General features: G+C 68.4%; 26 protein-coding genes. 14 read left to right on the forward strand and 12 right to left on the reverse strand.

All coding sequences use genetic code 11. The annotated features are described in order from the left end of the window. Nucleotide 1: 1 nt before the first annotated feature. The 5 genes from CQY20_RS03420 to CQY20_RS03440 all read right to left on the reverse strand — a co-directional run bounded on the left by CQY20_RS03420 (nucleotide 2) and on the right by CQY20_RS03440 (nucleotide 5,904). Nucleotides 2-766: an ArsR/SmtB family transcription factor gene (locus tag CQY20_RS03420; RefSeq protein ID WP_097938261.1), complete on the reverse strand. Its 765-nt coding sequence runs from the start codon at nucleotides 764-766 to the stop codon at nucleotides 2-4. After that, entirely contained in the window at nucleotides 759-2,135 is a 1,377-nt protein-coding gene (locus CQY20_RS03425; protein ID WP_097938262.1) for an MFS transporter, read from the reverse strand. The genes CQY20_RS03420 and CQY20_RS03425 overlap by 8 nt, the downstream gene beginning before the upstream one ends. A 43-nt stretch (nucleotides 2,136-2,178) precedes the next feature. Beyond that, entirely contained in the window at nucleotides 2,179-3,426 is a 1,248-nt protein-coding gene (locus CQY20_RS03430) for a glycosyltransferase family 4 protein (RefSeq protein WP_097938263.1), read from the reverse strand. A gap of 166 nt (nucleotides 3,427-3,592) precedes the next feature. Continuing rightward, the gene (locus CQY20_RS03435; protein ID WP_097938264.1) at nucleotides 3,593-5,122 is read right to left on the reverse strand and encodes a 1,4-alpha-glucan branching protein domain-containing protein; all 1,530 of its coding nucleotides are present in this window, start codon (nucleotides 5,120-5,122) and stop codon (nucleotides 3,593-3,595) included. Further along, nucleotides 5,119-5,904, reverse strand: a complete 786-nt coding sequence (locus CQY20_RS03440) for a class I SAM-dependent methyltransferase (RefSeq protein WP_097938265.1) — start codon at nucleotides 5,902-5,904, stop codon at nucleotides 5,119-5,121. Before CQY20_RS03440 ends, CQY20_RS03435 begins: the two co-directional genes overlap by 4 nt. A gap of 257 nt (nucleotides 5,905-6,161) precedes the next feature. On the opposite strand from CQY20_RS03440, the gene CQY20_RS03445 reads away from it, so the two are divergent. The 6 genes from CQY20_RS03445 to mnmA all read left to right on the forward strand — a co-directional run bounded on the left by CQY20_RS03445 (nucleotide 6,162) and on the right by mnmA (nucleotide 12,040). Then, entirely contained in the window at nucleotides 6,162-6,956 is a 795-nt protein-coding gene (locus CQY20_RS03445) for an electron transfer flavoprotein subunit beta/FixA family protein (protein ID WP_097938266.1), read from the forward strand. A gap of 33 nt (nucleotides 6,957-6,989) precedes the next feature. Beyond that, nucleotides 6,990-7,946: an electron transfer flavoprotein subunit alpha/FixB family protein gene (locus tag CQY20_RS03450; protein WP_097938267.1), complete on the forward strand. Its 957-nt coding sequence runs from the start codon at nucleotides 6,990-6,992 to the stop codon at nucleotides 7,944-7,946. 128 nt (nucleotides 7,947-8,074) lie between these two features. Beyond that, on the forward strand, nucleotides 8,075-8,887 hold the full coding sequence (locus CQY20_RS03455) for a GNAT family N-acetyltransferase (RefSeq protein ID WP_097938268.1): 813 nt from the start codon (nucleotides 8,075-8,077) through the stop codon (nucleotides 8,885-8,887). Between the two features lie 5 nt (nucleotides 8,888-8,892). Continuing rightward, the gene (locus CQY20_RS03460) at nucleotides 8,893-9,723 is read left to right on the forward strand and encodes a lysophospholipid acyltransferase family protein (RefSeq protein WP_097938385.1); all 831 of its coding nucleotides are present in this window, start codon (nucleotides 8,893-8,895) and stop codon (nucleotides 9,721-9,723) included. A gap of 47 nt (nucleotides 9,724-9,770) precedes the next feature. Next, nucleotides 9,771-10,967: a cysteine desulfurase family protein gene (locus CQY20_RS03465; RefSeq protein ID WP_097938269.1), complete on the forward strand. Its 1,197-nt coding sequence runs from the start codon at nucleotides 9,771-9,773 to the stop codon at nucleotides 10,965-10,967. After that, complete coding sequence (mnmA, locus tag CQY20_RS03470; RefSeq protein ID WP_097938270.1) at nucleotides 10,967-12,040, forward strand: tRNA 2-thiouridine(34) synthase MnmA; 1,074 nt, start codon at nucleotides 10,967-10,969, stop codon at nucleotides 12,038-12,040. The genes CQY20_RS03465 and mnmA overlap by 1 nt, the downstream gene beginning before the upstream one ends. A 2-nt stretch (nucleotides 12,041-12,042) precedes the next feature. On the opposite strand, the gene CQY20_RS03475 is transcribed toward mnmA, so the two are convergent. Next, nucleotides 12,043-12,687: a sensor domain-containing protein gene (locus tag CQY20_RS03475; RefSeq protein WP_097938271.1), complete on the reverse strand. Its 645-nt coding sequence runs from the start codon at nucleotides 12,685-12,687 to the stop codon at nucleotides 12,043-12,045. 64 nt (nucleotides 12,688-12,751) lie between these two features. On the opposite strand from CQY20_RS03475, the gene CQY20_RS03480 reads away from it, so the two are divergent. Both CQY20_RS03480 and CQY20_RS03485 read left to right on the forward strand, forming a co-directional pair. After that, on the forward strand, nucleotides 12,752-13,768 hold the full coding sequence (locus tag CQY20_RS03480; protein ID WP_097938272.1) for a uroporphyrinogen decarboxylase/cobalamine-independent methonine synthase family protein: 1,017 nt from the start codon (nucleotides 12,752-12,754) through the stop codon (nucleotides 13,766-13,768). Between the two features lie 116 nt (nucleotides 13,769-13,884). Then, nucleotides 13,885-14,652, forward strand: coding sequence for a hypothetical protein (locus CQY20_RS03485; RefSeq protein ID WP_133119017.1), 768 nt, complete (start codon nucleotides 13,885-13,887; stop codon nucleotides 14,650-14,652). Here CQY20_RS03485 and CQY20_RS03490 read toward each other — a convergent pair. The 3 genes from CQY20_RS03490 to CQY20_RS03500 all read right to left on the reverse strand — a co-directional run bounded on the left by CQY20_RS03490 (nucleotide 14,638) and on the right by CQY20_RS03500 (nucleotide 17,574). Then, nucleotides 14,638-16,248 carry a 4-coumarate--CoA ligase family protein gene (locus tag CQY20_RS03490; RefSeq protein WP_097938274.1) on the reverse strand — a complete coding sequence of 537 codons (1,611 nt, stop codon included), beginning with the start codon at nucleotides 16,246-16,248 and terminating at the stop codon, nucleotides 14,638-14,640. The genes CQY20_RS03485 and CQY20_RS03490 overlap by 15 nt on opposite strands. A gap of 100 nt (nucleotides 16,249-16,348) precedes the next feature. Next, complete coding sequence (locus CQY20_RS03495; protein WP_097938275.1) at nucleotides 16,349-16,753, reverse strand: MmcQ/YjbR family DNA-binding protein; 405 nt, start codon at nucleotides 16,751-16,753, stop codon at nucleotides 16,349-16,351. A gap of 17 nt (nucleotides 16,754-16,770) precedes the next feature. Beyond that, nucleotides 16,771-17,574: an ArsR/SmtB family transcription factor gene (locus tag CQY20_RS03500; protein ID WP_097938386.1), complete on the reverse strand. Its 804-nt coding sequence runs from the start codon at nucleotides 17,572-17,574 to the stop codon at nucleotides 16,771-16,773. 168 nt (nucleotides 17,575-17,742) lie between these two features. Between CQY20_RS03500 and ligA the strand changes: the two genes are divergently transcribed. Together ligA and CQY20_RS03510 are read left to right on the forward strand one after the other, a co-directional pair. Then, nucleotides 17,743-19,869, forward strand: coding sequence for an NAD-dependent DNA ligase LigA (gene ligA / locus CQY20_RS03505; protein WP_174814648.1), 2,127 nt, complete (start codon nucleotides 17,743-17,745; stop codon nucleotides 19,867-19,869). A gap of 72 nt (nucleotides 19,870-19,941) precedes the next feature. After that, on the forward strand, nucleotides 19,942-20,196 hold the full coding sequence (locus CQY20_RS03510) for a metallothionein (RefSeq protein WP_097938276.1): 255 nt from the start codon (nucleotides 19,942-19,944) through the stop codon (nucleotides 20,194-20,196). A gap of 10 nt (nucleotides 20,197-20,206) precedes the next feature. Here the strand turns inward: CQY20_RS03510 and CQY20_RS03515 are convergent, their stop codons facing one another. Continuing rightward, a complete protein-coding gene (locus tag CQY20_RS03515; protein ID WP_097938388.1) occupies nucleotides 20,207-20,866 on the reverse strand; it encodes an ACT domain-containing protein in 660 nt (219 codons plus the stop codon). A 68-nt stretch (nucleotides 20,867-20,934) separates the two neighbouring features. Between CQY20_RS03515 and gatC the strand changes: the two genes are divergently transcribed. From gatC to CQY20_RS03530, 3 genes are read left to right on the forward strand one after another with little or no spacing between them, the layout of a single operon-like run. Next, a complete protein-coding gene (gatC, locus tag CQY20_RS03520) occupies nucleotides 20,935-21,234 on the forward strand; it encodes an Asp-tRNA(Asn)/Glu-tRNA(Gln) amidotransferase subunit GatC (RefSeq protein WP_097938277.1) in 300 nt (99 codons plus the stop codon). Further along, a complete protein-coding gene (gatA, locus tag CQY20_RS03525) occupies nucleotides 21,231-22,724 on the forward strand; it encodes an Asp-tRNA(Asn)/Glu-tRNA(Gln) amidotransferase subunit GatA (protein ID WP_097938278.1) in 1,494 nt (497 codons plus the stop codon). The genes gatC and gatA overlap by 4 nt, the downstream gene beginning before the upstream one ends. 56 nt (nucleotides 22,725-22,780) lie before the next feature. Next, nucleotides 22,781-23,812, forward strand: coding sequence for an ATP-dependent 6-phosphofructokinase (locus CQY20_RS03530; protein ID WP_097938279.1), 1,032 nt, complete (start codon nucleotides 22,781-22,783; stop codon nucleotides 23,810-23,812). On the opposite strand, the gene CQY20_RS03535 is transcribed toward CQY20_RS03530, so the two are convergent. Continuing rightward, nucleotides 23,809-24,162 (reverse strand): DoxX family protein, encoded by a 354-nt coding sequence (locus CQY20_RS03535; protein ID WP_097938280.1) that lies wholly within the window; start codon nucleotides 24,160-24,162, stop codon nucleotides 23,809-23,811. The genes CQY20_RS03530 and CQY20_RS03535 overlap by 4 nt on opposite strands. After that, on the reverse strand, nucleotides 24,159-24,857 hold the full coding sequence (locus tag CQY20_RS03540; protein WP_097938281.1) for an NAD(P)-dependent oxidoreductase: 699 nt from the start codon (nucleotides 24,855-24,857) through the stop codon (nucleotides 24,159-24,161). The genes CQY20_RS03535 and CQY20_RS03540 overlap by 4 nt, the downstream gene beginning before the upstream one ends. A 73-nt stretch (nucleotides 24,858-24,930) precedes the next feature. On the opposite strand from CQY20_RS03540, the gene CQY20_RS03545 reads away from it, so the two are divergent. Continuing rightward, nucleotides 24,931-25,404 (forward strand): MarR family winged helix-turn-helix transcriptional regulator, encoded by a 474-nt coding sequence (locus CQY20_RS03545; RefSeq protein WP_097938389.1) that lies wholly within the window; start codon nucleotides 24,931-24,933, stop codon nucleotides 25,402-25,404. The last annotated feature ends 6 nt before the right edge of the window (nucleotides 25,405-25,410 follow it).

Below are 25,410 nucleotides of genomic sequence, written 5' to 3' on the forward strand. Positions count from 1 at the left end.
ATCAGGTTTCCCAGTCGATTCCGAAGACATCGGCCAAAGCCGCGCGCCCCGCATCGGTGACGATGACCGCGCGTCCGCGAGGCGGGCGTTTGACCCAACCCGCCGACAGCGTCCGGTCGAGCACCGCTCGCCCCAAGGCGCCCGACAAATGGTGACGCTGCTCGGTCCAATCGATGCAGTACCGTACGAGTGGCCTTCTGCCGCCGGGTAATTCGACGCCGATGTCGGTGAGGAAGGCGCGCCCGCGGCTGGTGAGTTCGTAGCGGACGTCGTGGCCCGGGCTGCTGAGGGCATCATGGCCGTCGCGTCGCGGATCGTAGCGGCCGTCACCGCCGACGAGGACTCGACGCTGCAGCAGACTGTCCATGATCTGCACGCCCAGGCGGCCGGCGAGGTGGTCGTAACACGTTCGGGCGGAACGTAATCGGGCGGCGCGAGTGCCTTCCCGCAGCGATTTCACCGGCCGCGGCGGCGCCAGCCGGACGAGGTGTTCGAGCAACTCGCCGACTTCCGGCCCGGCCAGCCGGTAGTAGCGGTGCCTGCCGTGTGTCTCCACCGACAGCAGACCTGCTTCGGTCAGCTTGCTCAGATGGCTGCTCGCCGTGGAACGACTGATCCCGGCTTCCTCGGCGAGCACGCTTGCCGGCAGCGCGCGTCCGTCGTTGAGTGCGAGCAGAACCTTGCACCGGGCCGGATCTGCCAGCAGCGAGGCCACCGCGGCGATATCGGCGTCGCCCCTGGTAGGTAACTCAGCGACTTCACGCATGGCTCACCTCTCTCCTCGACCCGCTCGTCGTCGCCGAAGCCTCACGTCCCCACCGCGCCGCCACCGCGGCGCCCGACAACTGGACCGCGGCGCCGATCATCATCGCGGCGTGGGCACCCGCAGTCGCCATTGCACTACCCAACACCGCTACTCCGACGGTAATACCGACCAGTCGGGCCAGGTTCACCACGCCCGAGGCCAGCCCCGCGCGCCGCAACGGGATCGATGCCATCGCCAGCCCCACCGCCGGGCCGGTGTTGAGTGCCAGCCCCGCACCGGCCAGTACGAACGACAGCACCAGAAGCCCTATGCGGGCGTGCGGCCCCACGAGGGCGTAGAGCAGCAGACCGGCCGCCATCAGACACAGACCCGCCGTCATCGGCAGCCGCGGCCCGATGCGATGTGTCAGCGCGTTGACGAACGGGATGAGCACCAGATACGACACCGGCATCGGGAGAAACCACAGCGCGGTGACCAACGCTGTTGCACCCCGTTGCTGTTGGAACACAAAGCTGTTCACCAGAAGCATCCCGTAGATGCCGAATGTCATGGCGAACGTTGCGAACAGTGCCGCGCTCAGGCGGCGGCTGCGGAACAGGTCGAGCGGCAGCATCGGGTGCGCCGCGCCGCGCTGGCTGGCGATGAACCCCACGGCGCCGACGGCGGCGGCGACGGCCAGCAGCGCGGTCCACACCGGGGTCATCGTGTGTCCCTCGACGAGAACGAGCGTCAACGCGGCGAGCGCGAAGGCCGCCAGCGACTGGCCGCGGATGTCGACCGGCGAATCGGCATTGTCACGCGACTCGGGCAGCCGCCGCGTCATCGCGACCGCCAGCAGTCCGACGGGCATGTTGAGCCAGAAGATGAAGCGCCAGCCTGCCGTGTCGGTCAGCACGCCGCCCAGGATCGGGCCGATCGCGGCGCTCGTCGCCGCCGCCACCGCCCATGCCGCCGTCGCCCGCCCCCGCTGGACCGGGTCCGGGAACGCCGCCGCGGCGATCGCCAACCCCTGCGGCAGCATCACCGCGGCCGCGACACCCTGAACCGCCCTGGCGGCCAGCAGCACCGACAGCGACGGCGCAGCAGCGCACGCGACCGATGCGACGACAAAGGCCGTCAGCCCGATACGCAGCACGCGGCGCCTGCCGAGCCGGTCGCCGAGCGAACCCGACGTCAGCAACATGGCTGCAAACGCGATGTTGTAGGCGTCGACGGTCCACTGCGCGCCGGAGATGCCGCCGCCGAGATCCGCGCGGATCGCAGGCAGTGCCAGGTTGACCGCGTTGGCGTCGATGAGCCCGACGAACAGCCCCAGATAGGCCGCCACCAGCGTCAGCGCCTCGCCGAGGGTGAACCGTTTGGAATCCATGTCCGCACGCTAGGCGCGGAATGATTCGACGCCGATCGAACTGTCAGCGGTCGGGCAGGGCGTGCTCGATGATCGGGCGGCGCGGTTGTGGCTGGCGCTCACCGCGTTTTGCGGCCAGGTACACCTCGGCCGTCTCGTCGGCGACGGTGTGCCAATCGAAGGCCGACGTCAACCGCTCGCGGGCGGCGATGGCGCGCTGCTGTGCGGCGTCAGGATCGTCGAGCACCGCGCGCACGGCGGCGGCCAGTGCCGCAATGTTGCGCGGCGGGAACGATATTCCGGTCTGGCCGTTGATCACCGCCTCGCCCAGCCCTCCGACATTGGAGGTGACCAACGGTGTGCCCGTCGCGGCCGCCTCCAGCGCCACGATGCCGAACGGTTCGTAGTGGCTCGGCAGCACGGCGGCGTCGGCGGCGTGCAGCAACCGCACCAGTCCTTCGTGATCGACGCGCCCGACGAACGTTACGGCCTTGAGCACCTTGTGTTTTCGGGCCTGCCCGACGAGCCAGTCGTATTGCGTGCCGTCGCCCGCGACCGTCAGTGTGGTGCCGGGGTGGGTGCGCCTGATGCGGGGCAGGGCCGCGATCGCGTCGTGAATGCCCTTCTCGTATTCCAGCCTGCCGAGGTAGAGCAGTTGCGCCGGGCCGGTACGCGGTCGTCGTTCGGCGAAAGGCCACAGGCCGGCGTCGATCCCGTTGCGAATCACCCGGATCTCGGCCAGGCCCGGGCCGAAAAGCTCGGTGATCTCGTCGCGCATCGACGCCGAACACGTGATGAGCGAGTCGGATTCGCGCACCAGCCACGATTCCACGGCGTGCACCTGACGGCTGATCGAACCGGAGACCCACCCCGAATGCCTGCCCGCCTCGGTGGCGTGGATGGTGGAAACCAGTGGCACATCGAAGAATTCGGCCAATGCTATCGCGGGGTGGGCGACCAGCCAGTCGTGCGCGTGCACGACGTCGGGCCGCCACGGCTCCGGTCGCGGGCCCGCCGTCTTGATCGCCAGGCCGGCGCGGATCATCGAGTGGCCCATCGCCAGCGTCCACGCCATCATGTCGGTGCCGAAGTCGAACTCGTGCGGATCCTGCGCGGCGGCGATCACCCGCACACCCTCGCTGACTTCGTCGGTGGTGGGATGGGTGCTCGGGTCGGTGTCGGTGGGGCGACGGCTCAGCACCACGATCTCGTGTCCCGCCGCGGCCAGCGCCGTCGCCAACTGATAGACGTGCCTGCCCAAACCGCCGACCACGACCGGCGGGTACTCCCACGACACCATCAGGATTCTCATGGTCGTGTGCCCCCGTGCGAGCGTGCGCAAACTAGTGCCCTAACACGGCGTGTCGCGCAGCAGACACGCACGCTCGCGCCAAAAGGTGAGCCCCCGCAGTGAGGTGAGCTCGCGCCAAAAGGTGAGCCCCCGCAGTGAGGTGAGCTCGCGCCAAAAGGTGAGCAAGTCATGGGCGGGGGAGCCTTCTCGCGTCCAGCGCGCCGAACAGTCCGTCGGCGCGGTTCCATCCGGCGGCCAGCCGCTCGGCCTGTTCACGACGGCCCGCGGCGAGCGCACCGGCGATTTCGCGGGTGGCGTGTGCGTGCAGATGCGCGCGGTAGCGGGCGTAATCGGCCGCGGAGTCCTTACTAACCATGAACGGCCAGTCGCTGGAGACGGTCAACAGCGTCTCGCGCAGGATCTGGTCGGCGACGAAGTCGCGTGCGACGGGCGCGCCCACCGAGAAAGTCTGCTCGAACGCCTTGTCGACGGTGCTCAACGCGGTGTCGACGACTTCGGTGTTCAACTGCACCATGTCGGCGACCTTCTCGCCGGACCACACCGACCAGTCCTTGCCGGAACCCCAAGAGCTGGGCGGTAATTCGGCGGGGGAGCCGACAAATCCGTCGGCCACCGCGTCGGACAGCGTGCCGACCCGGATGCCCGCCGCGGGCAGCGCGCGCAGCACGCGTTCCAGCCAGGTCGGTCCCTCGTACCACCAGTGGCCGAACAGTTCGGTGTCGAACGCGGCGATTACGTGCGCCGGCCTGCCGATCCGTTGGCTTTCGGTGACGAGGCGGTTGCGTACGACGTCGACGAAATCTTCGACGTGGGCGTCCACCGCGCGGTCGGCACGCGCCGGATCGTAGGGCGCCTTGGCGTCGCTCGGCACGTTGCGGCCGGTGACGCGGGCAGGCTTGAGGCCGGTGACGTGGTCATAGGTGTGGAAGTCGCGGTACGCCGCATGTCCGGGGTAGCCCGACTTCGGCGACCACACCCGGTAGCTGACCTGCAGGTCGCGGCCGAACGCGATGACCGATGACTCGCCGACTGGGCGGCCCAGTGCGGTGTCACCGTGCAGCGATGGACCGTCGACCATGAAATGGCCCACTCCCGCTGCGGCATAATCGATTTCCATGCCGGGGGCGTACGCGCATTCGGGCGCCCAGATTCCGGTCGGTGTGTGCGCCAACCGCTGCCGCGCGTCGGCGAGGCCTTCGCGCAACGCGAACTCGCGCAGTCGCGGATTGAGCAGAGGCTGGAACGGATGCGACAGCGGACCGCCGAGCAGTTCGATGGTTTCCCCGTCGACCAGCGATCGCAGCAGCGGACTGGCGCCGTGCTGCCACAGCGAGTCGAACTCGTCGAGTGCGCGGTCGGCCTCGGCGATTTCGCGAATGCCGAACTCGCGCAACGGATTTCCCAAAGTCGTTGCCTCGAGCGCGCGCAGTCGCCAATTCGCCAGCCAGTGATGCATGCTGCGCAGGCAGTAGGGGTCGTCGAGCTGCGCGGTGACCACCGGGGTCATGCCCAGCGTCAGCAGGTGTCGACGGTTTTCGTCGGCGAGCGTCCGCAGCACCCGCATCAACGGCAGATACGCCGCCGACCACGACTGGTAGAGCCACTCCTCACCGACGGGCCAGCGGCCGTGATGGGCCAACCACGGCAGGTGGGTGTGCAGGACGAGCGTGAAAAGCCCTGGTACGCGGTCACTCACGGCCGCACCGCGATCGCCACCAAGTCCAAACTCTCATCGATGTCGCGGTCGCCTGCCTCGACGAGATCGAAGTCGTCGCTGGCGACCGACGCCACGTCGGCCAACAGATCGTCCGGCCATGGTGCATCGGTCAGCGCGCGGGCGACCTGCGCGTCGATGATCGAGCCGCCGTGTTTGGCGTCCAGTGCGGCCAGTGCCTTCCCGTGAAACACCCCCAACATGGCTTCCACGGTGAATCCGGCCGACTCCAACAACTCCGTCAACTCATCGGCGTTGAGTTCGCGGGTGTGGAACGGGTTGATCGGCGTATCGCGCCCGGGGGAGAAGGTGACCCGGTTCGGCGTCGACATCAATAGTCGCCCGGACGGCCGCAGCACCCGCAGACACTCGGCGACGAACTGTGGCTGATCCCACAGATGCTCGATCACCTGGAAGTTCACCACAACGTCGACGGCGGCGTCGGGCAGCGGCAGCGCGGCCAGATTGCCGTGCTGCACGTCCACCCGCGGATAGCGCGCGCGCACGTGAGCGACCGTCGCCTCGTCGTAGTCCAGTGCGATCACGCGGCGGGCGACGTCGGCGATCAGGTCGGCGCCGTAGCCCTCGCCGCAGCCGGCCTCGAGCACGTCGGCTCCGACGCAATGGTCGCGTAACCGCTGGTAGACCACCTCGTGGCGGCGGAACCAGTAATTCTCTTCGGCCAGGCCGGGGACTGTGCGCTCCCCGGTCAACGGCAGGGCACCCTCCGGCCCGGCCGGACCGTCGGTGACATATGAGCTCATCGCAAGAGGCAGGCTAACCCAGACTGGCGTCCAGTGGCCGGTCTCGAGAACGGTTCGCGCACCGGTCGGACTGCCCGGTCGGGGATTGCGCCGGCTAAGGGGAAGGTCAGAACGCAAAGTTCGGGCAGCTAGTTCGACCAGCTATGGTGTTCCTGCGCACCACCTTAAGTTACCGACTAGTAACATGGGTGCGACTGCTTCAGACGTGGTATTGGGGGCCGACCGGCGGCCTCTGTCGAGGAGGACGAACCAGACTCATGACGAACATCGTGGTCCTGATCAAACAGGTCCCTGACACGTGGTCGGAACGCAAGCTCACCGAGGGCGACTTCACCCTTGACCGCGAGGCCGCCGACGCCGTGCTCGACGAGATCAACGAGCGCGCCGTCGAAGAGGCCCTGCTGATCAAGGAACGCGAAGGTGATGCGGGCGGCACCGTCACCGTGCTCACCGCGGGCCCCGAGCGTGCCACCGAGGCCATCCGCAAAGCGCTGTCGATGGGTGCCGACAAGGCCGTGCACCTGCTCGACGACGGCATGCACGGCTCCGACATGGTCCAGACCGCGTGGGCGCTGGCCAAAGCGCTGGGCACCATCGAGGGCACCGAACTGGTCATCGCAGGCAACGAGGCCACCGACGGCACCGGCGGCGCCGTGCCGGCCATCATCGCCGAGTACCTGGGCCTGCCGCAGCTCACGCACCTGCGCAAGGTGACCGTCGAGGACGGCAAGGTGATCGGCGAGCGCGAGACCGATGACGGCGTGTTCACCGTCGAGGCGCCACTGCCCGCGGTCATCAGCGTCACCGAGAAGATCAACGAGCCGCGCTTCCCGTCCTTCAAGGGCATCATGGCCGCCAAGAAGAAGGAAGTCACCACCCTCACCCTCGCCGAGATCGGTGTGGAGAGCGACGAGGTCGGCCTCGCCAACGCCGGCTCGCGGGTGCTTTCGTCGACCCCGAAGCCGCCGAAGACGGCCGGTGAGAAGATCACCGACGAAGGCGACGGCGGCACCAAGATCGCCGAGTACCTGGTCGCGCAGAAGATCATCTAGCCACTCAAGACAACAAGGGACGAGAGAAAACTCATGGCTGAAGTACTCGTGCTCGTCGAGCACGCCGAAGGGGCGCTGAAGAAGGTCACCTCGGAATTGATCACTGCCGCACGCAAGCTCGGCGAACCGTCGGCCGTCGTCGTCGGCGCGCCTGGCACCGCCGAGCCGCTCGTCGACGACCTGAAGGCCGCCGGCGCCCACAAGATCTATGTCGCCGAGTCCGACGATGCGGCGAACTACCTCATCACCCCGTACGTCGACGTGCTTGCGTCGCTGGTCGAGTCGGTCTCGCCGGCGGGCGTGCTGATGTCGTCCAACGCCGACGGCAAGGAGATCGCGGGCCGTCTCGCGGCGCGCATCGGCTCCGGCGTGCTCAGCGACGTCGTCGAGGTCAAGGAGGGCGGCAAGGTCGTGCACTCCATCTTCGGCGGTGCCTACACCGTCGAGGCGGAGTCGACCGGTGAGGTGCCCGTCATCACCGTGCGCGCCGGATCCGTCGACGCCGAACCCGCTGCCGCCGCAGGGGAAGTTGTCAATGTCGAGGTCCCGGCGCAGGCCGAGAACGCCACCAAGATCACCAAGCGCGAGCCCGCGGTGGCCGGCGACCGCCCGGAGCTGACCGAGGCTTCGGTCGTGGTGTCAGGTGGCCGCGGCGTCGGAAGCGCCGAAAACTTCCGCGTCGTCGAGGAATTGGCGGACGCGCTCGGCGGCGCCGTCGGCGCGTCGCGCGCCGCGGTCGACTCCGGTTACTACCCGGGCCAGTTCCAGGTGGGCCAGACCGGCAAGACCGTGTCGCCGCAGCTGTACATCGCGCTCGGCATCTCCGGGGCGATCCAGCACCGCGCAGGCATGCAGACGTCGAAGACGATCATCGCGGTCAACAAGGACGAGGAGGCGCCGATCTTCGAGATCGCCGACCTCGGCGTCGTCGGCGACCTGTTCAAGGTCGCCCCGCAGCTGACCGAGGCGGTCAAGGCTCGCAAGGGTTAAACACCCACCCAAACCGCTAAAACCCCCCCACGCCAACGCGTCGGGGTTTTTCGCGTCTTCCCACGACGTTCACGGACACGTCACGTCGCTGACGCCTCCCGGAGAGGCGGCTAGGCGACCGTGCAGTCGTGAGTACCGCTGCACTGATCGCCGCCGACCCGCCGAGCGCGACACCGTCGGCGCCGCGCTACACCCTGCTGCTGTCCACCGACCCCGAAATGATCGCCGCCGCTCAGCGGTTGCGTCACGACGTCTTCGCGGCCGAACCGGGGTTCGCGTTCGACGGCGCACCCGACGGTCGCGACGCCGACCGGTTCGACGAGTTCTGCGATCATCTTCTGGTTCGCGAGGACAACTCCGGCGAGCTGGTCGGCTGCTACCGGATGTTGCCACCGCCGGGGGCCATCGCCGCCGGAGGTCTCTACACCGCAACGGAATTCGACGTGTCGGGCCTTGACCCGCTGCGGCCGTCGCTGGTGGAGATGGGCCGCGCCGTGGTGCGCGGCGACCACCGCAACGGCGGTGTGATCCTGCTGATGTGGGCGGGCATCCTGGCCTACCTCGACCGCTGCGGCTACGACTACGTCACCGGCTGCGTTTCCGTGCCGGTGCACGATCCCGCCGCGGCACCCGGCAGCCGGATCCGCGGTGTACGTGACTTCGTGCTGCGCCGTCACACCGCTCCCGCCGAGTACACCGTCTACCCGTACCGACCGGTCACGGTCGACGGCAGACGCCTCGACGACATCGCACCACCCGAGCGCATGGCGGTGCCGCCGCTGCTGCGCGGCTATCTGCGGCTGGGCGCACAGGTGTGCGGCGAGCCCGCCCACGACCCGGCCTTCGGCGTCGGCGACTTTCCCGCGCTGCTCGACAAGCGCAGAGCCGACGCGCGCTACCTGCGCCGGCTGAGGTCGGTCACTGCCGCGGTCGCGTCATGAGCGTCATGGGTGACGCCAACCCGTGGGTCCCTCGGGCCACCTGCGACGCGTTCTGCGTGAGCGCGGATGCGGCGCCGGCAGGTCGGGTGATCGCGGTGGCCGCCCGCGTAGCGGTGCGCGCGACACTCGCCGTGGCACTGCTGTCGGCGTTGCCGCTGCTGGCGATCCCGCTGCCGGGCCGCTCGCATCTGCAGCGCGGCTACTGCCGGCTGATGCTGCGCGCACTCGGCGTGCGAATCACGGTGTCCGGGAGCCCGATTCGCAATCTGCGCGGCGTGCTGGTGGTCAGCGGACATGTGTCCTGGGTCGACATTTTCGTGATCGGCGCGGTGATGCCGGGCTGGTTCGTGGCCAAGGCCGAACTGATCGACTGGCCCGGCCTTGGCTTCGCGGCGCGGCTGATGAAGGTGATCCCGATCGAGCGGGCCAACCTGCGCCGACTCCCCGACGTCATCTCGACGGTCACCGCGCGGCTGCGCGCAGGCCAGACCGTGGTGGCCTTTCCCGAGGGCACCACGTGGTGCGGGCGAGCGTACGGGTCGTTCCGGCCCGCGATGTTTCAGGCGGCCGTCGACGCGGGCAGACCGGTGCAGCCGCTGCGGCTGAGCTATCACCACGGCGACGGCAGGCCGTCCACGCTGGCCGCCTACGTCGGCGACGACACGCTGGTCGCGTCGATCCGCCGGCTGGTGGCCGCGCGCCGCACCGTCGTGCACGTCCGGGTCGAGTCGCTGCAACTGCCGGGTATCGACCGGCGCGAACTGGCCGCACGATGCGAGGTGGCGGTCCGCGGCGGGCAGGACCGGCGTGGCCACGGGCACGCATTGGCAGCCTGACCTGGGCGTCGGGCCCCTCGCCGGTCGGCGGCTACCATGGAACGGTTATGGCCTCGGACAAGTCGGTCTACCTCGATCACGCCGCCACCACCCCGATGCACCCCGGTGCGATCGAGGCGATGACGGCCGTCCTGGCGACGGTGGGAAACGCCTCGTCGCTGCACGGCACCGGCCGGGTGGCGCGCCGGCGCATGGAGGAATCGCGCGAGACGCTCGCCAACCTGCTGGGCGCTCGTCCGTCGGAGGTGATCTTCACCGCAGGCGGCACCGAAAGCGACAATCTGGCAGTCAAGGGCATCTATTGGGCCCGCCGCGACGCCGAACCGCATCGCCGCCGCATCGTCACCACCGCCGTCGAGCATCACGCGGTGTTGGACACCGTCGAATGGCTCGCCGAACACGAAGGCGCCGAGGTGACCTGGCTGCCCACCGCGCCCGACGGGTCGGTGTCGCCCGCGGCGCTGCGCGAGGCGCTGCAGGACCACGACGATGTGGCGCTGGTGACGGTGATGTGGGCCAACAACGAGGTCGGCACCATCATGCCGCTTCCCGAAATGGCTGCGATCGCAGCGGAATTCGATGTCCCGATGCACAGCGACGCAGTGCAGGCCGTGCCGCAGATCCCCGTCGACTTCGGGGCCAGTGGGTTGTCGGCAATGAGCATCGCGGCCCACAAGTTCGGCGGCCCGACCGGTGTGGGTGCGCTGTTGTTGCGCCGCGACACCGCGTGCGTTCCGCTGCTGCACGGCGGCGGGCAGGAACGCGACGTCCGTTCCGGCACAGCAGATGTGGCGGGAGCGGTGGCGATGGCCGCCGCCGCCGAGATCACCATCGACGGCATGGAGGCCACCAGCGCCCGTATGCAGGCGCTGCGCGACCGTCTGGTCGAGGGTGTACTCAACAGCATCGACGATGTCGTCTACAACGGCGCGACCGGCGCGCAGCGGCTTCCCGGCAATGCGCACTTCACGTTCCGCGGCTGTGAAGGCGATTCGCTGCTGATGCTGTTGGACGCCAAGGGAATCGAGTGCTCGACGGGTTCAGCCTGCACGGCGGGTGTCGCGCAGCCCTCGCACGTGCTGATCGCAATGGGCGCCGACCCGGCGAGCGCACGCGGATCGCTGCGATTGTCCTTCGGCCACACCAGTGTCGACGCCGACGTCGACGCGGCGCTCGACGTGCTGCCCGATGCCGTCGCGCGGGCGCGCCAGGCGGCGCTGGCCAGTTCGGGGGCGGTCGAGTAGTGCGGGTTCTCGTCGCGATGAGCGGCGGCGTCGACTCCTCGGTCGCGGCCGCCAGGATGGTCGACGCCGGACACGACGTGGTCGGCGTGCATCTGGCGCTGTCCTCCGCGCCGGGAACATTGCGCACCGGGTCACGCGGCTGCTGTTCGAAAGAGGATGCCGGTGATGCCCGCCGTGTCGCCGACATCCTCGAAATCCCGTTCTATGTCTGGGATTTCGCCGACAAGTTCAAGGACGCCGTGATCGACGACTTCGTGTCGTCCTACGCCCGCGGCGAAACCCCGAACCCCTGTGTGCGGTGCAACGAGCGGATCAAGTTCTCCGCGTTGGCGGCGCGGGCACTGGCGCTCGGCTTCGACGCCGTCGCCACCGGCCACTACGCGCGGCTGGCGGACGGCAAGCTGCGCCGCGCCGTCGACCGCGACAAGGACCAGTCCTACGTGCTCGGCGTGCTGACCGCCGAACAGCTGCGGCACGCGCTGTTCCCGATCGGCGACACCCCCAAGCCGCAGATCCGCGAAGAGGCTGCACGCCGCGGGTTAGCCGTCGCGCAGAAGCCCGACAGCCACGACATCTGCTTCATCCCGTCCGGCGACACGAGGGCGTTCCTCGGCAGCCGCATCGGCGTGCGCCGAGGCACCGTGGTGGACGCCGCGGGCACGGTGCTGGCCGAACACGACGGCGTGCATCAGTTCACCATCGGGCAGCGCAAGGGTCTCGGCATCGCGGGCCCCGGTCCCGACGGGCGCCCGCGCTACGTGACGGCCATCGACGCTGAATCCGGCACCGTGCGCGTGGGCACCGCCGCAGACCTCGAGGTGTGGCGGCTGCGTGGCGAGAAGCCGGTATTCAGCTCGGGAACCGCGCCGCGCGGACCCGTGGAGTGCGAGGTGCAGGTGCGCGCGCACGGCGGCATCGCCGCTGCCGTCGCCGAGGCCCGCGGCGGCGAAGTGGTGGTCGACCTGCGGGCGCCGCTGCGCGGGGTGGCGCCTGGCCAGACCATGGTCCTCTATCGCCCCGATCCCGACGGCGACGAAGTGATCGGCAGCGCCACCATCGCCGCGGCCGAGTAGTCCTATTCGGGCACCTTGGCCATCAGGTTGGTCATGACGATGTCGGACACCGACTCCGGGAACGAGCAGAAAGACACCTCGGCCAGCACCACGTTCTTGATCCGGTAGTCGCGGCCGCATGTGCCCGACGACCGCATGCGCAGCGTGGTCGCGTCGGCGGTCCACTCGCCGATGAATGTCGGCCCCAATGTTGTTGAGCCGCAGTCATATACGAGGCCGATCAGGTCAGCGAACGCGCGCCGGGCGGTTTCCGGATCGCGGTACGCGGCGGCCCCTTCCGAGATCAGCCCGCCGTCGGGCGGGTTCTGGAAGGTGGTCTTGTGGAACTCCTCGACCTCGTTGCCGAACGTCTGCGTCTCGGCGAAGTACCACTGGCACTCCTGCGGCGTGCCGTTCATCAGGTCGCTGACGTCGACCGGGATCTTGCCGTCCATGCTCGGCACGATCGTCAGGTTCTCGCCCGCGCCGGTGATCGCCTGCATCTGCGCCTGGTCGAGGATCACCGACTCGACATCGACCGGCGATTGGGACTCGTCGTCGATGCCGGGCGGGGCCAGCGTCGCAGTGCCCGAAACGGTGTGCGCGCATCCGGCGGCCAGCAGCGCGGTGGCGCACCACACCGCCAGTCGGCCGGGCGCAGCGGACATCGGGCCTCCCTTCTGCGTTGGCAGACTAACTCCTGAGGCGGGTGTGGCGAATAGTGTTGGTCAAGTGAGTGACTTCGCCACCGGCACCGGAATCGGATCCTGGCCCGGCACGTCGGCCCGGGAGGCCGCCGAAATCGTCGTCGGGGAGTTGCACCGGCTGCCGCATCTTGTCGAGCTACCGGCCCGAGGCATCGGCGCCGACCTGATCGGGCGGGCCGGTGCCCTGCTGGTCGACATCACCATCGACACGGTGCCGCGGGGCTATCGCGTCGGCTCCGGGCGCACCGCCGTGACCCGGCGGGCGGCCAGCCTGCTCGCCGAGGACCTCGACGCCCTCGAAGAGGCGTGGGAGAAGGCCGGCCTAGGCGGGGGCGACCGTACCGTCAAGGTGCAGGCCCCTGGACCGGTCACGCTGGCGGCTCAGATCGAGCTCGCCAACGGGCATCGCGCCATCACCGACGCCGGCGCCGTGCGCGATCTGGCGACTTCGCTGGCCGAGGGCGTCGCCGCCCATCGCGCGGAAGTGGCGCGGCGGCTGGACTGCCCGGTCGTCGTGCAGTTCGACGAACCCTCGCTGCCCGCGGCGTTGGCCGGCCGGCTCACCGGAGTGACGAGCTTGGCGCCCGTGCACCCGGTCGACGAGGCGGTGGCCGCTGGGCTGCTCGACGAGTGCGTGGCCGTCGTCGGCGGCGACGTCGCGCTGCACTGCTGCGCTGCCGAACTGCCGTGGCCGATGCTGCAGCGCGGCAAGCTGGCCGCGGTCGCGGTCGACATTTCCACCCTCGGCCCAGAGGATTTCGACGGCGTCGGAGAGTTCGTGGAGTCGGGGCGCACGGTCGCGTTTGGCGTCGTGCCCAGCACGCCGCCCGACCGCAGGCCTTCCGTGGAGGAGGTCGCCAAGGCGGTGGTGGAGTTCACCGACCGCCTGGGATTCCCGCGCACGGTGCTGCCCGAGCGGATCGGTGTGACGCCGTCGTGCGGGCTGGCCGCGGGGACGCCCCAGTGGGCGCGCTCGGCCCTCGAGCTCGTCCGGAAGGCCGCCGACGCAATTGCCGATGACCCGGACTCGATCTTGAATTAGCGTTTGCCGGGCAAAGGTTTGTGCGACAATGCTTGTTCGAACCGCGGGTCAGTAGCCCGCCATTCGGGAAAGGGATCGTGGCGCAGTCGATCGTTCGCTTTGCGGCGGGAGCCGGTGTGATAGCAGCGTCTCTGTTAATCGCGGGTCCTAACCCCGCGCACGCCGTTGCCGATAAGAACGGTTCGGGTTCGCATTCGAAACACGACAGCCGCAAGAACGGGTCGCACGGTCACGACCGCAGCTTCCAGAAGCGCGTCTCCGACTGGGTGAACGACGCTTTCGACGCCGACCGCGGGCGCAAGCCGGGCAAGCCTGACTCGGCCCCGCCGCTCATGGACCCGGGAACCTCGGGCGGTGACCTCGGCGAGCTGGGCGCGCTCACCGTCGATGCTCCGGTCGCGCTGCGGTCTGCCGCGGCGGCCGTGGTGCCGGAACCGCCTACGCCGACGGGCATCAACGCCAGCGGCGCCGCGTCGAAGTCGTCGGGCTCCGATTACGCCGGGCCGGCGGTGACGGCGTTCCAGTCACCACGCGTGGTCGTCGGCAACGGCCGCACCCCCGGTCAGCGGAGCGCGGCGAGCGGTCCTGCACCCGAGGCGGTCTACACGGCCGACAGCGCGCCCGTACCGGAGGCGATGCCGGAGGTGCCCGCACCCGAGGCCGTCGAGATCACGATCCCGTCGCTGCCGCCGCCGTTGCCGTCGATCGAAAAGATCCGGCCGGTCGATTTCGTGATCGGGGAATTCGGCACGGCCAGGGTCGACAAGATGACCGACCCGCTGGCCGGCGCCGCCGGACTGATTCTCATACCGGCGATCGGAGCGCTGCTGGGCTACCGGCAGGCGCGCGCGGCGCAGTCGGTGCGGGAGTCAACTCGAACGTAGGTCCTTGCGCAGGATCTTGCCCGACGCCGACTTGGGAATCGCGTCGATGAAGGCCACCTGACGCACCTTCTTGTACGGCGCGACCTCGCCCGCGACGAATTCGATCACGTCGTCTTCGGTCAGCTCGGCGCCGGATTGCTTGACCACGAACGCTTTTGGCACCTCTTCACCGGTCTCGGGGTCGCGGGCGCCGATCACCGCGGCGTCGGCGATCGCGGGATGGGTGAGCAGCACCGCTTCCAATTCCGCGGGCGGCACCTGGTAGCCCTTGTATTTGATGAGTTCCTTGAGCCGGTCGACGATGTAGACGCAGCCCGACGAGTCGACGCGCGCCAGATCGCCGGTGCGCAGCCAGCCTTCGTCGTCGATCGTCTCCGCAGTGGCCTTCTCGTTGCCGAGATAACCGGCCATCACATTGGGGCCCTTGAACCACAACTCGCCGGTGTCGCTGAGACCAGCTGGCGGAACATCGATTTCGTTGCCGGTCTCGGGGTCGACGAGTTTGGACAGTGAGTTGGCCGCCGTCCAGCCGGCCGCGCCGATCGGTGCGACGGAGCCGGTGAGGCGCTTGCCGCCGTCGAAGGGTGTGCAGTGGCTGACGGGGCTCAGTTCGGTCATGCCGTAGCCCTGCACCACCGGGCAGCCCAGGCGCTCGGAGACGGCGCGGCCGAGATCCTCGTCGAGCGGTGCCGCGCCGGACAGTATGGCCCGCAACGTCGAGGTGTCGTAGCGGTCCACCAACGGATGCTTGGCCAGCGCCACCGCCACCGGCGGCGCGATGAACGCCACGGTGATCCTGTGGTTCGCGATGGTGGCGAGCAGCTCCTCCAGGTCGAAGCGGGCCATCATGATCAACCGTGCCCGCGCCCGCAGCACCGCGTTGAGGAGCACCGTCATCCCGTAGATGTGGAAGAACGGCAGGAAGGCGATCACCGCGTCGTCGGTCGTGACGTCTTGGGCCGCGCGGATCTGCGCGACGTTGGCGACCAGGTTGCGGTGAGTGAGCATGACGCCCTTCGGGTTGCCCGTCGTGCCGGAGCTGTAGGGCAGCACGGCCAGATGACTCGCCGGGTCGAACTCGACCTGCCGGGCCGCCGCGCCGGCGCCGAGGAGGTCGGCGGCGTTCGGGTGGCCGTCGGTGGCTGCCCCCGGCCCGTCCAGCACGACCAGCCGGTCGTCGGTCAAACCGACCGAGGCGGCCGCCTCTTGCGCCTGGGGCAGCAACGCGCTGACGGTGATCAGCATCGCGGCCTTGGCGTCGGTCAGCTGCTTGACGATGTCTTTCGCGGTGAACAGCACGTTGATCGTCGTCGCGGTCGCGCCTGCGCGCAGGATGCCGTGGAACGCGATGGCGAACGCCGACGAGTTCGGTGCCAGCAGGCCGACCACATCGCCGGGGGCGATGCCGCGATCGGCCAGCGCGCCGGCGAAGGCGTTGATGCGCGCAATCATCTCGCGGTAGCTCGTCGCGTCGCCCGAGGCGGCGTCGATGAGCGCGGTTCGGTCGGCGTCAGCCGCGTCGAGGTCGCCGAAGAGATAGTCGTGCACGCTGGCGGTCGGGATCTCGACATCGGGGTAGGGGCTCGCGAACGGCATGACTCGATCGAACCATGACCCGCTTGTGCATCCGGCGACGGAATCCCGTTGCGAAGCGTCGCCGAATGCACAAATGGCGGAGAGGCAGTGGAGCTGAACCTCAGGGTTGGTCGAGTTGGCGGATCAGTTTCTTGGGCGCGACCATGCGGAACGAGGCGTCGATCAGCTCCTCGACTTCGGTCCAGTCGATCTTCTTCGTCGCGGTCAGGTCGAGGCCCAGCCAGCCGAACGGGCCCAGGTAAGCGGGGAAAAAGAAGCGGCTGTCTTGTTCGAGCGCTCTGCGGTCGCTTTCGTCGACCTTGACCAGGACCGCCTGCGGGTACTGGACGTATTCGCCTTTCGCCTCGCCCTTCATGCTGCCGCCGTAGATGACGAACATCTTCGGCGCGCAGAACACCGGCCTGCCCCACGACACCTTTTCGAACGCCTCGGGAAAGCTCAACGCCCGCTTGCGGACCTGGGCCAGCAGGGGGTCGTCGTCGCGGAACATGATCGGGTGCGGCATGGCGCAAACCTACTTCGTCACCGCGACATCTGTCGGGCCCGCAAGTCCGCGTGCATCTCCCATGGCGCCTGAGGCAGCACGCGCCCGGTTTCCAGCAGCGACTTCAGGTTTGACACGACCGCGGCCCACCCGGCCGACGCCGCCTCGTAGTCCTCGGCGTTCGGAATCGCCTCATGGGTCACCGTCAACCGGACGATGTCGTGGTGCTGTTCGATGTCGAATGCCACGACCGACGGCGACGTGTCGTCGGGCGCGCCGAATGTCATCACCAGCCGACGCGGGGGAGTCGCCTCGAGCACCTCGCCGGCGCCGTCGGCGATGCCGGACCCGTCGGTGCGCACGTGCTCCCAGCGCGATCCGGGCCGCCAGTCCGACACATTGCTGTGGCCCCAGTACTGGGCGGTGAGATCCGCGTCGGTCAGCGCCTCCCAGACCTTCTCGGGGGTGCTGTGGATGTAAGTGACATACACAAACGTCGGCTTGCCCTCGGTCTCGGTCATTTCGTCGGTCATCTCGGACTCCTCTGCTCTTTGCTTCACCGCGTGCAGTGCCTCAAGCCGCGACATTTCGAACGCGCTGATCCAGCGATGCGCAATTTCGTTGAGCGGGACAGGGTTCAGGTAGTGCAGCTTGAGCCGTCCCCGCCGTACGGTGCTGATGAGATTGGCCGACTCGAGAACCGACAGGTGCTGGCTCACCGACTGCCGCGCCATTTCCAGGTACTCGCACAGTTGGCCGAGCGTCTGGCCGTTGTCCTGGCGCAACCGATCCAACAGCAGCCGGCGTCCCGGGTCTGCCAGCGCCTTGAAGACCTTGTCCATCTCGGCGTCCACCCGGCCGTCCTTCTGGACGCCTTGGTCATCCATTTCGACGCCTTGGTCATCGGGCACCGGCCCATTATGCAGGTAGTTACCTGCATAATGTCAAAGGCGCAGGTAGCGCCGGGTGCGTCTGGTATCGATGTCGGCGGACTCGGCTAGCCTGCGAGTGTGACCTCGAAGGCAACTCCCGATGCAACTCCCGACGCAAAGGTGAAGGCAGCGCTGGCCGATCAGTCCGAGACGGCGCCGGATGCCGACCTGCGCCGCCAATGGCAGGAACTCGCCGACCAGGTCCGCGAGCATCAGTTCCGCTACTACGTCCGCGACGCCCCGATCATCTCCGACGCCGAGTTCGACGAGCTGTTGCGCCAGCTGCAAGCGCTGGAGGAGAAGCACCCGGAATTGCGCACGCCGGACTCGCCGACGCAGCTGGTGGGGGGCGCGGGCTTCGCGACCGACTTCACCCCGGCAGAGCATCTGGAACGGATGCTCTCGCTGGACAACGTGTTCACCCCCGACGAGTTGGCGGCGTGGGCGGCGCGCACGAGAAGCGAGATCGGCGACGACGCGCACTACCTGTGCGAGCTGAAAATCGACGGGGTGGCGTTGTCGTTGATCTATCGCGACGGCCGCCTGGAACGCGCGGCGACGCGTGGCGACGGGCGCACCGGCGAGGACGTCACGCTGAACGCTCGCACCATCGACGACATCCCCGAAAAGCTTTCCGGCACAAAACAATTCCCCGTGCCACAGCTGCTGGAAGTGCGCGGCGAGGTCTTCTTCCGCATCGCCGATTTCGAAGAGCTCAACGCCGGCCTGGTCGCCGAGGGCAAGCCGCCGTTCGCCAATCCGCGCAACAGCGCGGCCGGTTCGCTGCGGCAGAAGAATCCGGCCGTCACGGCCAGGCGCAAGCTGCGGATGATCTGCCACGGCATCGGCCGCACCGAGGGCTTCAACCCCAAGACCCTGCACGACGCCTACCGCGCATTGGAGGCGTGGGGCCTGCCCGTGTCGGAGCACACCACGCGAGTCAAGGGCATTGCCGGCGTCACCGAACACATCGCCTACTGGGGCGAGCACCGCCACGACGTTGACCACGAAATCGACGGCGTGGTGGTCAAAGTCGACGAGATCGCGTTGCAGCGGCGCCTCGGCGCGACCTCGCGCGCGCCGCGCTGGGCGATCGCCTACAAGTACCCGCCCGAGGAGGCGACCACCAGACTGCTCGACATTCGCGTCAACGTGGGGCGCACCGGCCGGGTGACGCCGTTCGCGTGGATGGAGCCCGTCAAGGTCGCGGGTTCGACGGTGAGCCAGGCGACCCTGCACAACGCCTCGGAGGTCAAACGCAAGGGCGTGCTCATCGGCGACACCGTCGTAATCCGTAAGGCCGGTGACGTCATCCCCGAGGTGCTCGGTCCCGTCGTCGACCTGCGCGACGGCTCGGAGCGCGAATTCGAAATGCCCGCAATGTGTCCCGAGTGCGGCACCAAACTCGCACCGGAGAAGGAAGGCGACGCCGACATCCGCTGCCCGAACACCCGGTCGTGTCCGGCGCAGCTGCGGGAGCGGGTGTTCCACGTGGCCGGCCGCGGGGCGTTCGACATCGAGGGCCTCGGCTACGAGGCGGCAACAGCGCTGCTGCAGGCCGGCGTCATCACCGACGAGGGCGACCTGTTCAACCTCACCGAGGACGACCTGCTGCGCACCGACTTGTTCCGGGTCAAGAAGGGTGAGCTGTCGGCCAACGGCAAGCGGCTGCTGGCCAACCTCCAAAAGGCCAAGGCGCAGCCGTTGTGGCGCGTGCTCGTCGCGCTGTCGATCCGGCACGTCGGGCCGACCGCCGCGCGCGCCCTGGCCACCGAATACGGCAGCCTCGACGCGATCGAAGCCGCATCCGAGGAGGAGTTGTCGGCGGTGGAAGGTGTCGGGCCGACCATCGCTGCCGCGGTGAAGGAATGGTTCACCGTGGACTGGCACCGCGCCATCGTCGACAAGTGGCGGGCCGCAGGGGTCCGCATGGCCGACGAGCGTGACGCCAGCATCCCGCGCACGCTGGAGGGGCTGTCGATCGTGGTGACCGGGTCGTTGACCAACTTCTCCCGCGACGACGCCAAGGAGGCCATCGTCGCCCGTGGCGGCAAGGCGGCGGGTTCGGTGTCGAAGAAGACGGCGTATGTGGTGGCGGGCGATTCGCCGGGGTCGAAGTACGACAAGGCCGTCGAACTCGGGGTTCCGATCCTCGACGAAGACGGCTTCATGCGGCTGTTGGAACACGGACCCGACGGCGTCTGATCCGCTGCGGCGTTTGTCACCTCCCCCGGCAGGGAATGCGTTCGAGCGAACCGACATGAGGGAGTGACAACGATGGCGATCTGCGCGCAATGCGGCAACGACTACGACAAGGCCTTCACCGTGACGTGGCCCGACGGGCGCAGCGAAACGTTCGACAGCGTCGAATGCGCGGCGGCGCAACTGGCGCCCGAGTGCGCGCACTGCGGATGTCGGGTCCTTGGCCACGGCATCGAGACCGACGAGGGCATCTTCTGCTGTGCGCACTGCGCCAGGAAGGACTCCAACGCCGACGTCAACGACCGCTATCCGGTGCCCGCCGGCGCCTGATCCGCGTGCCTCACCGAAGGATTGTCGCGACGATTCCCGCGAGGTAGCCGAGCCGAGCGACCTCGGAGGGGCGGAACTTGGGGCCGCCGGGTCGGCCCAACACCACCGCGGTGTGGTTGCCGCCAAGCGGTGCGGCGGCCAGCGTGGTGTCCATGTCCCGCCACACCTGCGGGACCCAGTCGCCGTCGGCGTCGAGCGCTTTGGCCCGGTCGATCGGCAACCACGGGACCGTCTTCAGGTGGGTCTCTGGGGCGCCGTGGCTGCCGACGACGCGTTCGATGCCGGACTCGATGAGCCGCACCACAGTGCACCACCCGACCCGCAGGACGTGAGGCGCCTCGTCGGCAAGCACCTGAAGTTTGGCGTGGCGGCTCGGCGCCGCGGCGATGTGGTCGACGAGTTCGAGTTCGCGATGTGCCTCCAGGAGCCCGGTGTGCGGCCGAATGCTGTCCACCTGAACGCCTTTGAGGTTTTCGGCGGCGGTGATCAACGTGTCGGGCATCGCGCCGGTCGGCAGCTCCACGACGAGGTCATCGATCGCATAACCGGATCCGCGTTCGACGACGTCGAGCGACAGGATGTCGGCTCCCACCGAGCCGAGGGCCACCGCCACGGAACCGAGGCTGCCCGGTCGATCCTCCAGCTGGATCCGCAGCAGATACGAAGGCACGCGCAACACTGTTGCACAGGGGTACGGGCTCGGCATGCCGGGCGGTGGCCCGACTAGGCTTCGGAGTCGTGTCGCAGATCTCCCGAGACGAGGTTGCCCACCTCGCGCGCCTGGCCCGGCTGGCCCTGACCGATGAGGAGTTGGACAGCTACGCAAGCCAGCTGGACGCCATTCTCGAGCACGTCAGCCGCATCCAGGCCGTCGACGTGACGGGCATCGAAGCCACCGACAATCCGCTCACCTCCGTCAACGTCACGCGTCCCGACACCGTCGAGCCAGGGTTGTCGCAGCGGGAGGCGCTTTCGCAGGCCCCCGCGTCGGCCGAGGGTCGGTTCGCGGTTCCGCGGATCCTGGGAGAGCCGGAATGACGGGCAACGACGACATCACCCGGATGGACGCGGCCACGCTGGCCGCCAAGATCGCCGGCAGGGAGCTGTCGTCGACCGAGGTCACCCAGGCGTGCCTGGATCGCATCGCCGAAACCGACGGCCAGTACCAGGCGTTTCTGCATGTCGCAGAGGAGCAGGCGCTGGCAGCGGCGGCCGCCGTGGACGCCGCCGTCGCCGCCGACGAGCATCTGCCGTCGCCGCTGGCCGGGGTGCCGATAGCGCTCAAAGACGTCTTCACCACCACGGACATGCCGACCACGTGTGGGTCGAAGATCCTCGAGGGCTGGATGTCGCCCTACGACGCGACGGTCACGCTTCGGCTGCGCGCCGCGGGCATACCGATCCTGGGCAAGACGAACATGGACGAGTTCGCGATGGGCTCGTCGACGGAGAACTCCGCATACGGCCCGACCCGTAACCCGTGGGATGTCGACCGGGTGCCTGGCGGCTCCGGCGGCGGTAGCGCGGCCGCGCTGGCCGCGTTCCAGGCGCCGCTGGCGATCGGGACGGACACCGGCGGGTCGATTCGCCAGCCCGCCGCGCTGACCGCGACCGTCGGCGCCAAACCGACCTACGGCACCGTTTCGCGGTACGGCCTGGTCGCCTGTGCCTCCTCGCTGGACCAGGGCGGGCCGTGCGCCAGGAGGGTGCTCGACACCGCGTTGCTGCACCAGGTCATCGCCGGGCACGACCCGATGGACTCCACCTCGATCGACGCCGAGGTGCCCGATGTGGTCGCCGCGGCCAGGGCCGGCGCCTCCGGCGACCTGCGCGGCGTCAAGATCGGCGTCGTGCGGCAGTTGCAGCAGGGCGAGGGCTACCAGGACGGGGTGCTGGCGTCGTTCCGTGCGGCCGTCGACAAGCTGGCCGAACTGGGCGCCGAGATCAGCGAGGTGGACTGCCCGCACTTCGACTACTCGCTGCCCGCCTACTACCTGATCCTGCCGTCCGAGGTGTCATCCAACCTGGCCCGCTTCGACGGCATGCGGTACGGACTTCGGGTCGGCGACGACGGCACACGCAGCGCCGAGGAAGTGATGGCGTTGACTCGTGAGGCCGGGCTCGGTCCAGAAGTCAAGCGCCGCATCATGATTGGCACCTACGCGCTGTCGGCGGGCTACTACGACGCGTATTACAACCGGGCGCAGAAGGTGCGTACCTTGATCGCCCGCGATCTCGACGAGGCCTACCAGAAGGTGGACGTGTTGGTGTCGCCCACGACGCCGGCGACGGCGTTCCCGCTCGGTGAGAAGGTCGACGACCCGCTGGCGATGTATCTGTTCGATCTGTGCACGCTGCCGCTGAACCTCGCCGGGCACTGCGGCATCTCGGTGCCGTCGGGTCTGTCACCCGATGACAATCTTCCGGTCGGGCTGCAGATCATGGCGCCCGCGTTGGCCGACGACCGGATTTATCGGGTCGGCGCGGCATACGAGACCGCGCGGGGTCCGCTGCCAACGGCTGTGTGAATTCGCCGAGCAGCGGGCAAGATTAGAGCTGCGTGACGAGGAGCAGGAGAGGGCAGATGCGAATCGGAGTTCTCACCGGCGGCGGTGACTGTCCCGGGCTGAACGCGGTGATTCGGGCGGTGGTCCGCACCTGCGACGTGCGGTACGGCTCGTCGGTCGTCGGGTTCTTGGACGGCTGGCGCGGTCTGCTGGAGGACCGTCGCATCCAGCTGCGCAACGACGACCGCAACGACCGGCTGCTGGCCAAGGGCGGCACCATCTTGGGCACCGCCCGGGTGCACCCCGACAAGCTGCGGGCCGGGCTCGATCAGATCAAGCAGACGTTGGACGACAACGGCATCGACGTCCTCATCCCGATCGGCGGCGAGGGCACGCTGACGGCTGCGCACTGGCTGTCAGAGGAGAACGTGCCGGTGGTCGGCGTGCCGAAGACCATCGACAACGACATCGACTGCACCGACGTGACGTTCGGCCACGACACGGCATTGGGTGTGGCCAGCGAGGCCATCGACCGGCTGCACAGCACCGCGGAATCCCATCAGCGGGTGATGCTCGTCGAGGTGATGGGCAGGCACGCCGGATGGATCGCGTTGAACGCAGGCCTGGCGTCGGGCGCGCACATGACGCTGATCCCCGAGCAGCCGTTCGACGTCGAAGAAGTGTGCCGGCTGATCAAGAATCGTTTCGTGCGCGGCGACTCGCACTTCATCTGCGTGGTGGCCGAAGGGGCCAAGCCCGCCGAGGGGTCAATGAAGTTGCGCGAAGGCGGAATTGACGAATTCGGCCACGAACGCTTCACCGGCGTCGCCCAGCAGTTGGCCGTCGAGGTCGAGAAGCGGATCAACAAAGAGGTCCGGGTCACGGTGCTCGGCCACGTTCAGCGCGGCGGCACGCCGACACCGTTCGACCGCGTGCTGGCCACCCGGTTCGGCGTCAACGCCGCCGACGCCGCCCATGCCGGTGAGTACGGAATGATGGTGGCCCTGCGCGGCCAGGAGATCGGCCGCGTTCCTTTGGCCGACGCCGTGCGCCAGTTGAAGCTGGTGCCGCAGAGCCGCTACGACGACGCGGCGGAGTTCTTCGGTTAAGTCGGCAGGGTAACGACCAGGGTGGCGACGTTCAGGCCGAGAAACCCTATGGCCAGCATGAATTGCGCGCTGTAGTCGCTGGCCCTGATGTGCGTGTACACCGCGCACACGAAGAACAACACGAGTCCGATGGCGGCGGAGATCCCGATGGGCGGGAAGGCCAATCCGGCGGCGAGGCCAAGCGCGCCTGCCGTCTTGAGCGTGCCGATCGGAAACGTCAGCCAGGACTCGGGCACATCCGCCTTCGCCATGCCGGCCAATATCGGCCGAAAGTGCAGCAAGGCGGCGATTCCGGAGAATCCGTTCGCGGCGATCGCGAACAGTGTCACGGCGAGACCGGCGGTGCTCATGAGGCGCTCCTGAAAGCTTCGCGACGGATCATCTGCCACATCGACGGGGTGTTCTGAATGGTTGACACGACGACGGTCTTGCCGACGGTGTCTGGGCCGCCGACGATCGTGCGCATGTAGTCGGCCAGGTCGATGCGTGCGGTGTAGCTGCCGACAGGATCAACCTCTCCGGCAATGTATTTCGTCGGTTCGGGCAGGTCGAACAGTCCCGATGGCCGCACAATCGTCCAGTCGAGTCCACTGCTGCGGATGATGTTTTCCATCCGGCGCTGATCGTCATAGGTGCTCTTGCCGATGGTGCGCGTCACGACGGGCTCGATGAACCGCAGCGACACCGGTGGATCGATGCGACCGGGATACGGATACGCGCCCGTCGAACTGACGACGACGAGCCGCCGCACCGCTGTCTCACGCATCGCCGCAACGATGTTCGCGGCGCCCACGGAGTAGGTGTCGATGCGGCGCGGGCTGAAGGGGACGCCCAGGGCCGACAGCACTGCGTCGGCGCCGCCGAGTACCTCGACCAGCGACGAGGGGTCGCGCACATCGGCGCCGGCCACGGTCAGACGCTCGTGCGCGAGCGGGAAGTCGTTCGGGTGCCGCGTCACCGCGACGGCGGTATGGCCGGCGTCGACCGCGAGTCGGCACAACAGTCTGCCGGTCCCGCCGTTGGCCCCGAAAATCACGATGTGCACGCCCGCCTCCTCATTGTCACATTAAGTGATTATCAGGCTACAGGACTATCACTGCGGGTGCTAGCCTGGCGTGGTGGCCGAGAATTCGCCGGGCATCGCCGCATTGCATGAGCGGATTCCGTTTCTGCTGTCTCAGATCGGCGTGCATCTCGCGGAGGACTTCGTACGTCGGCTGGCGCCGTTCGGCGTCGACCCGCGCATGTATGCGGTGCTAAAGGCCTTGAACGAGGCGGACGGGCAGTCGCAACGTCAGTTGTCGGCACAGCTGCGCATTCACCGCAATGTGATGGTCACCCTCATCGATCGGATGGAGAGCCAAGGGCTGGTCACTCGGAAGCCGCATCCAAGTGACCGACGCGCATTCGCGGTGACGATGACCGACAAGGCCCGCGACCTGCTGCCCGCGCTCGACGCGGAAGGCCGCGCACAGGAGGAAGAGATCACGAAGCACCTGACGGCTGCCGAACGCAAAGCCGTGCTGCGCGGCTTGCAGCGGATGTCCGCGGCGGCAGGGCTGACCCCGGGCGTGCACCCGAAACTGGCATAGGGCTCA

It is taken from the genome of Mycolicibacterium agri (assembly GCF_002553505.1).
In the GTDB taxonomy this organism is placed as follows: Bacteria; Actinomycetota; Actinomycetes; order Mycobacteriales; family Mycobacteriaceae; genus Mycobacterium; species Mycobacterium agri.